Annotated in this window: 5 protein-coding genes and 1 pseudogene; 3 read left to right on the top strand and 3 right to left on the bottom strand. The window is 61.4% G+C overall.

Annotated elements, in window-relative coordinates; genetic code table 11:
• The 3 genes and pseudogenes from ARB25_RS07675 to ARB25_RS07665 form a co-directional block, all read right to left on the bottom strand.
• Nucleotides 1-545, bottom strand: a pseudogene (locus tag ARB25_RS07675) (elongator complex protein 3); the annotation flags it as partial.
• Between the two features lie 96 nt (nt 546-641).
• Nucleotides 642-1,544: a DUF4097 family beta strand repeat-containing protein gene (locus ARB25_RS07670; protein ID WP_055287130.1), complete on the bottom strand. Its 903-nt coding sequence runs from the start codon at nt 1,542-1,544 to the stop codon at nt 642-644.
• Entirely contained in the window at nt 1,541-2,263 is a 723-nt protein-coding gene (locus ARB25_RS07665) for a helix-turn-helix domain-containing protein (protein WP_055287128.1), read from the bottom strand. The genes ARB25_RS07670 and ARB25_RS07665 overlap by 4 nt, the downstream gene beginning before the upstream one ends.
• 267 nt (nt 2,264-2,530) lie before the next feature.
• On the opposite strand from ARB25_RS07665, the gene ARB25_RS07660 reads away from it, so the two are divergent.
• From ARB25_RS07660 to ARB25_RS07650, 3 genes are all read left to right on the top strand, one after another.
• On the top strand, nt 2,531-3,403 hold the full coding sequence (locus ARB25_RS07660) for a class I SAM-dependent methyltransferase (protein ID WP_055287126.1): 873 nt from the start codon (nt 2,531-2,533) through the stop codon (nt 3,401-3,403).
• Between the two features lie 118 nt (nt 3,404-3,521).
• Complete coding sequence (gene trmB, locus ARB25_RS07655; RefSeq protein WP_055287124.1) at nt 3,522-4,361, top strand: tRNA (guanine(46)-N(7))-methyltransferase TrmB; 840 nt, start codon at nt 3,522-3,524, stop codon at nt 4,359-4,361.
• Nucleotides 4,362-4,670: 309 nt separating this feature from the next.
• On the top strand, nt 4,671-7,193 hold a 2,523-nt coding region (locus tag ARB25_RS07650), incomplete at its 3' end, for a DEAD/DEAH box helicase (protein WP_055287118.1).

Here is a 7,193-nt window from a genome sequence, read left to right as displayed (position 1 = left end):
CGGAAAAGCTCCGACATAAACCACGTTTGATACCCTTGCGGATAGTCGCTCCAGGTACCGCCGAGCACAATGAGCTCGATCTTATCGGTCGCATGACCCATCTGCGAAAGCGCCGTCAAACGGGCACTCACCTGCAGATACGGATCGAAGCAGTTTTGCTCCGCACGGGCACACGCCGGCTCGGCATGTAAATAGCTTTTGGGCATGCGCAGGTCGTTGGGGCAAAACAGGCAATCGCCCGAGCACGGCCACGGCTTGGTGATGACGGTAATGGTCGCCACGCCCGAAGCCGTGCGACGAGGCTTCATGCGCAGCACCTGCAGCAGTTGACGTTCCAACTCGGCATCGACATTCCACCCAGCCCAACGAGCCGGCTCCTCACGTTTTACCCGCTGGTAGAACGGCAGCAGACGGCGCTTGGCCAAATCGCGTTTGTCGGCACCCTCACGGCGCGCCTCGGCATGTATCAGTTTGACGAGCGCCTTGTCGTCCACGGTCTCGCCGCGACGCAGAGCCTCGAGTATGTTCAAGATAATCTGTTCCATGCCCCCATTGTAAAGGCAAAGGCGCCGGAGCCGATCTCGGCTTCGGCGCCTTCATCAAACAGCGCGTCTATATCTTCGCCTAGGCTTTCGTCTGCCTCAATACTCCGAATCAAACGACATGTCGCCCGAACCGACCTCAAAACGATACGTGGCAGACTTGTCACCGTTATCGAATTCAAGATTCAAAATGGTCTCGCCGTCGTAGCCAAGCGGAAGGAAATCGCTCTCGAAGTCACCGCTGCCCAAGGTGAGGCTCGCCTTAAAGCCCGTCGAGTTCGGAACCGTCATCTCCACATCGCCCGAGCCCACACTCACGTCCATCGACTTCGTGGGGGCCGGGTAAAGCTCGAACGTCACATCGCCCGAACCGACCTCGGCATTCAGGGTATCGGTCACGGTGCCCGTAAACTCAACGTCTCCCGAGTCCAGAGTCAGGTTGAGGTCATGACACGCAATGCCCGCGACCGTCAGATCACCCGATCCTACATTCGCTGTAATGCCCGCCATGTTATCGGCAACTTTGCGCGGCAGTTCGACGGTAACCGTGCGGTCAATGGCGCGCTCGTCATCGCAATCGAACTGGCGAATCTTGAGCGTAGAGCCCTTGATTTCGGCCAGGTTCTGGGTTGCCGCATCGAAGGCAACGGTCCCCGTTGCCACGCGACCGCTTTCAATCACGCGCACTGGCCCGCCGGAGACGTGTTTGACCTCGACCGTGCCCGACGTCACGTCCAAGTCAAGCGATGTGAACGCGTCGGCATCAAACGTTTCGCTCGAAAGCTGTTGAGGCCGAGCGGAATAGTTACCGCTATCCAAAAGATCGTCCTCGTCAAGCGCATCGTCCATACCAGACAAGCCGGATACAACATCGTCGAGATCCCACGGGCCATCAAAATGAATCAATGTCCGCGAAACGCCAAAGACAAGTCCGATGATGAGCACGAACGCTCCGATGCCGACGCCCAGGCGCAGCTTGGATTCATGCGAAAACTTCATCATTCGTCACCCTCTTTGGCACATGGCTCAGCGGTGGTCGTGGTAGCCACGTCAGCATCAGGTTCCGCAGAAGTATCCTTCCCCTGGGCCTTGATCGCCACCGACGCCGGACCAACCTGAATATCCCCGCGCGCCCAATCACCATCGAGCGCACGCGCCACCCAGTGATAGATGGGAACCGTAAAGAAGATCAGCGCGGCAAAGGGGCCGGCACCAAACAGGAACATCAGCAAAAAGAACAGCAGCCAGCACACGGCCCAATACGGGAACGACTGGAACGGGCCCTTCACCGGAGTCGAGCCAACCGCGGTGCCACTCGTCGCTTGCGCCGTAGCGGCATTGGCGGCCTGCGCACTCCAGCTCGCCGCCTGCGCCGCCTTGGCCGCGGCATCACTCGCCTGCGTAGCTGCCTCCGTGGCGCGCGCCGCCGCCTCGTGGGTGCGGGCACGTTCCGCCGCCTCCGCCTCGCGCTGACGGGCGCGGTCCTCGTTCTCAAACTCGATATCGTCCTCAATCTCGTCGCTCGGATTGAGCAACTCGTCCAGGCTCACGCCGTAGAGCTTGGCGAGCGAGATCAGGTTCTCGGTATCGGGCGAGCTCTCCGCGCGCTCCCATTTACTGACCGCCTGGCGCGACAGTCCCAGCTTTCGCGCCAGCCCTTCTTGGCTAAAGCCCTTGCTGCGACGAAGGTCGGCGAGCCGCTGCGCAGTTTCTACATTCATGGTTCCTCCTATGTGATGCCAGCCGTGCCGCCGGACCGTTTTTGTTCTTAAGGCGCCTTGCACAGTTAAAAATGTATCCGCCACCGCCAAAAGCATACCACCTATTCTAGTGAGATTTTTGACAACCGGCGGTTGCGGATGCATATGAGCTGCGGAAATGTGTCCAAACAAAGCAATGACCCGTAGCTTGGTTGTCCCCGTTGCGGCGTTAACGGTAGTATGGTCGTACTGTTTGTTTCGCACCGCCAACGGAGGGAGTTCCGCGCCGTGAACCGCGATTTCGCCTCATCGCTCATCCAGCTCAATAACACGTTCTATCGCGAGCACTCCGCCTCCTTTTCCGATACGCGCCAAGCCCCGTGGCCCGGCTGGGTGCGCACCATGGACATCGCGCTCGAACAGCTCGACGTCGCCACGATCGAGCATCCCGTCCGCGTCTTCGATCTTGCCTGCGGCAATATGCGATTCGAGAACTTTGCCGCCGGCGGCGCACTTGCCGCCAAGGGCGTCGACGGCGCAAACCCCTCGGCGGATGCCAGCTGCCCGTTTGAGTTCTATGGTGTCGACTCGTGCCAAGACCTGGCCATCGATGCACGTGGTCACGCCCTGCGCATTCCCAACCTGCACTTCCAGGAACTCGATGTGCTCGACGCTCTCATGAAGCTCAACCCCGCCGAGACGCCCGACGTGCTTTTCGACGCCCCACTCGCCGACATCTCGGTCTGCTTTGGCTTTATGCACCACGTACCGTCATGCGAGTACCGCGTACGCGTGCTCGACGCCCTGGTGCGGCAGACGCGCCCAGGCGGCATCATCGCCATCAGCTTTTGGGAGTTCATGAACGACGAGCGCATGGCGCGCAAGGCCGTTCGAGCCGAGGCCCGCGCCGAGCTCACCCCGCCGTTTGAGGGTTACGATTCAGCGCAGTTTGAAGCCGGCGACCACCTCATCGGCTGGCAAAACGACCGCCACGCCTACCGCTATTGCCATCACTTTGACGATCAGCAGATCACCGACCTGGTGCGTGGCGTCCGTACGTTCTACAAGAGTGGCGAGGTTCCCGTACGCGAGCTCGAGCGCTTCCATGCCGACGGTCGCAGCGGCGAGCTCAACCGCTATGTGATTCTCAAGCGTCTGTAGGCATCGACGACTCGCCGTCGAGCCGCATCGCATCTTTCGGGCAAACTATGCCCGCCCTTTTTCAATCCATTGACGGAACGTGCAGCTATGCGTTCCATACTTATGACCAAGGAGCCTCATGGGAGCCGTCCACGTTCGCACGCCTAAGAACTTTGTGCTCGAGGAGCGCCTGGAGCGCTACGCCGATGCGATTGAGACAAACCCCGAGGCTTATGCCGGAGATTGGCGCAAGGCCTGTGCGCCCGCAGGCAGCAAGCCCTTCGAGCACCTTCACCTGGATCTTGGCTGTGGCAAGGGAACGTACCTTGTAGAGCGCGCCCACCGCGAGCCCGATGCCCTCTTTATCGGCATGGACCAGGAGCCCATCTGCATCGCCTATGCCGCGCAGAAAATCTGCGAACAGGGGCTATCCAACGCACTCGTCCTGCCCCGAGGCGCCGCATCGCTGCCACGGCTGTTTGCCGCAGGCGAGCTCGATGCCATCACCATTAACTATCCCACGCCGCAGCCCAAGGCCAAGTACGCTAAAAAACGACTCGTCCATGTCGACCATCTGATGCTCTACCGCCCGCTCTTTGCAGCCGGCGCTACCGTCACACTGCGCACCGATAGCAAGCCGTTGCGCGATTACGCCCTGGGACAGTTTGCCGCGGCCGGCTACGATACGCTTTGGGTAAGCGACGACGTCCGCCGCGACCATCCCGAGCATCCCGAGACCGAGTACGAGCGCCGCACGCGCGAGATGGGTGCCGCCGTCTATGGCATTTGCGCTACGCCCGGCGCGGAACCCATCGAAGAGCAGCTCGCGGCGGGCCGCGCGCAGGAGCAAAGCCTTGCCTGCTACCTGCCCGAAAACCTCGATGAGCTCACCTATGTACCCCTGGGCATGGAAGAAGCCGTCGAGAACTTTAGAAACCGTGCCCGCAAGGGCAAGAAGCGTCTACCGCAAGAGTCCTAGGGGCTTCTGATGGTCGCGGCGTCGGCAAACAAGCGCAAATAGGCGCCAGCGAACGGCCCTTAAACCTAAGTGAGTAGACTTTTTTGCAATAGCCAAGCACAACCCGCATAACGAAAACTAAAACCGCAGGTAGAGCCCTTACGCAAAAGCCGTGTGCTCGCGACATCGCAAAAAGTCTACTCACTTAGCTGGCGACTGCACCAAACGGCTGGGCAGAACGCCCATTTCCTGCATTTTCTCGCGCGCTGGCACCCCGCGCCGCCGCTACGCCATAATAGTTGGCGGACAATCGCGAGAGAAAGCAACCATATGGCACAGACCACGACAGATACCGCCGCCAGCACCGTCTCCGGCGCCGGCGCTGCCAGCTCATTCTCGGGCGGCACGGGAACCGAAGCCGAGTTTGGCTCGCTCGGCGCGCTCTCCCCCACCTGGTGGGAGCCCGAGGACGGCAGCGAGCCCGAACCATGGCTCACGCCCGATCAAGCCTTCGAGCGCTTCTTTGAATGGACGGGCGATCGCGGCATTGAACTGTGGGATCACCAAGAAGAGGCCCTCATGGACCTGACTGCCGGTGATCACGTCATTTTGGGCACACCGACCGGATCGGGTAAATCGCTCGTCGCGCTGGGCATGCTCTTTATGGGCATGGCGCAGGGCAAGCGCTGTTATTACACGGCCCCTATCAAGGCTTTGGTCAGCGAAAAGTTCTTCGATCTGGTACAGGTGCTCGGCCGCGATAACGTCGGTATGATCACCGGCGATACGCATATCAATACCAAGGCGCCCGTCATCTGCTGCACGGCCGAAATCCTTGCCAACGATGCACTGCGCGAGGGCGAGGGCGCCGACGTGGGCTGCGTGGCCATGGACGAGTTCCACTACTTTGCCGACCCCGACCGCGGCTGGGCCTGGCAGGTACCGCTGCTCACCCTGCCCCACACGCAGTTTATGCTCATGAGCGCCACGCTCGGCGATGTCACTGCCATCGCAGCCTCACTCGAGGAGCACACCGGCGCTGCTTGCGACCTGGTTGTCGACGCCCCGCGTCCTGTTCCGCTGAGCTACGACTATGTGACGACCTCCCTCGAGGGCACGGTCGAGCTCGCCATGCGCCGTGGCGAGGCCCCACTCTATATCGTGCACTTTAGCCAGGATGCCGCCCTTGCGACGGCACAGTCGCTCGCCAATTTTGGCATCGCTAGCAAGGAGCAGCGCGAGGCCATTAAGGAAGCGGCAAAGGGCACGAGCTTCTCGACGGCCTTCGGCAAGATCCTCAAGCGCTTGCTCGGCTGCGGCGTCGGCGTGCACCACGCCGGTATGCTGCCGCGCTATCGCCTGCTGGTCGAGCGCTTGGCGCAGCAGGGCCTGCTGCCCGTCATCTGCGGCACCGATACACTCGGCGTCGGCATCAACGTACCCATCCACACCGTGGTGCTCACCGCGCTCACCAAGTTCGATGGCTACAAGATGCGTCGCCTGCGCGCCCGCGAGTTCCATCAGATTGCCGGTCGCGCCGGCCGCTCGGGCTTCGATACCGAGGGCATGGTAATCGCCGAGGCCCCGGAGCACGAAATCGAGAACGCAAAGCTTATGGCCAAGGCGGGCGACGACCCCAAGAAGCTCCGCAAGATTAAAAAGAAGAAGGCCCCCGAGGGCTTTGTCACCTGGAACAAGCAGACCTTCGAGCGCCTGATCGAGACGCAGCCCGAGACGCTCAAGCCGCGCCTGCGCATCACGCACTCCATGGTGATTAGCGTGGTCGAGCAGGGCGGCGATGCCCGAGCCCGCGTACACGACCTCATCGAGACAAGCCTGCAGACCCCCGAGGAAAAGGCCAAGCTCGAGGTTCGCGCCGACGAAATCTTCGCCACGCTCATCGACTCCGGCGTTGTCGTGCGCACCGAGGTGCCGCCCGCGTCTGACGCCCCGGCTGACGCCGCGCCAGACATCGACTATGCGCTGACGGTCGATCTGCCCGAGGACTTCGCGCTCGATCAGCCGCTCTCGCCGTTCTTGCTTGCCGCATTGGAGCTGCTCGATCCCGAGAGCGAGACCTATACCATGGACCTGATCTCAATGGTCGAGGCAACGCTCGAGGATCCCAAGCAGGTGCTGCGCGCACAGGAGCGCGCCGCACGCGATCGCGCTATGACCGAGATGAAGGCCGACGGCATCGAGTATGAGGAGCGTCTGGAGCGCATTCAAGACGTCACGTACGAAAAGCCGCTCGAGGATTTGCTCGACGCCGCTTTTGACAAGTACTGCCAGGAAGTGCCCTGGGCCAACGACTATCAGCTCTCTCCCAAGAGCGTTCTGCGCGATATGCTGGAAAGCGCGAGCGATTTTAAGGGCTACATTCAAAAGCTCGGCATCGCCCGCTCCGAGGGCATTTTGCTACGCTACCTGGCAGAGGCCTACCGTTCCCTCGATCGCACCGTGCCCATTGAGAAGCGAGATGAGCGCTTGCGTGACATCATTTCGTGGCTGGGCTTTGTGGTGCGCTCGGTGGACTCGAGCCTGGTGGACGAGTGGGAGAACGCCGGCAACCCGGCAGCCCTCGACGTTGCGCCGCCGCAGGGCATCGACGAGGTCGTGGCGGACCGCCGCGGCTGCACACTGCTGGTGCGCAATGCGCTCTTCCGCCGCGTGACCCTTGCCGCCCGCGAGCACGTTCGCGACCTGGGCGAGCTCGATGACGACTGGGGCATGAGCGAGATCCGCTGGCAAAAGGCACTCGATGCCTACCATGAGCAGCACGAGGAGATCCTCACCGACGGAGATGCCCGCAGTGCCGCGATGTTTTCCATCGATGAGTCCGACGAGAAGGCT

The sequence above is a fragment of the Collinsella aerofaciens genome (assembly GCF_001405375.1).
In the GTDB taxonomy this organism is placed as follows: domain Bacteria; phylum Actinomycetota; class Coriobacteriia; order Coriobacteriales; family Coriobacteriaceae; genus Collinsella; species Collinsella aerofaciens_F.
Note: the sequence above shows the minus strand (reverse complement) of the source record. Positions and strands in the feature narration are given on the sequence as shown.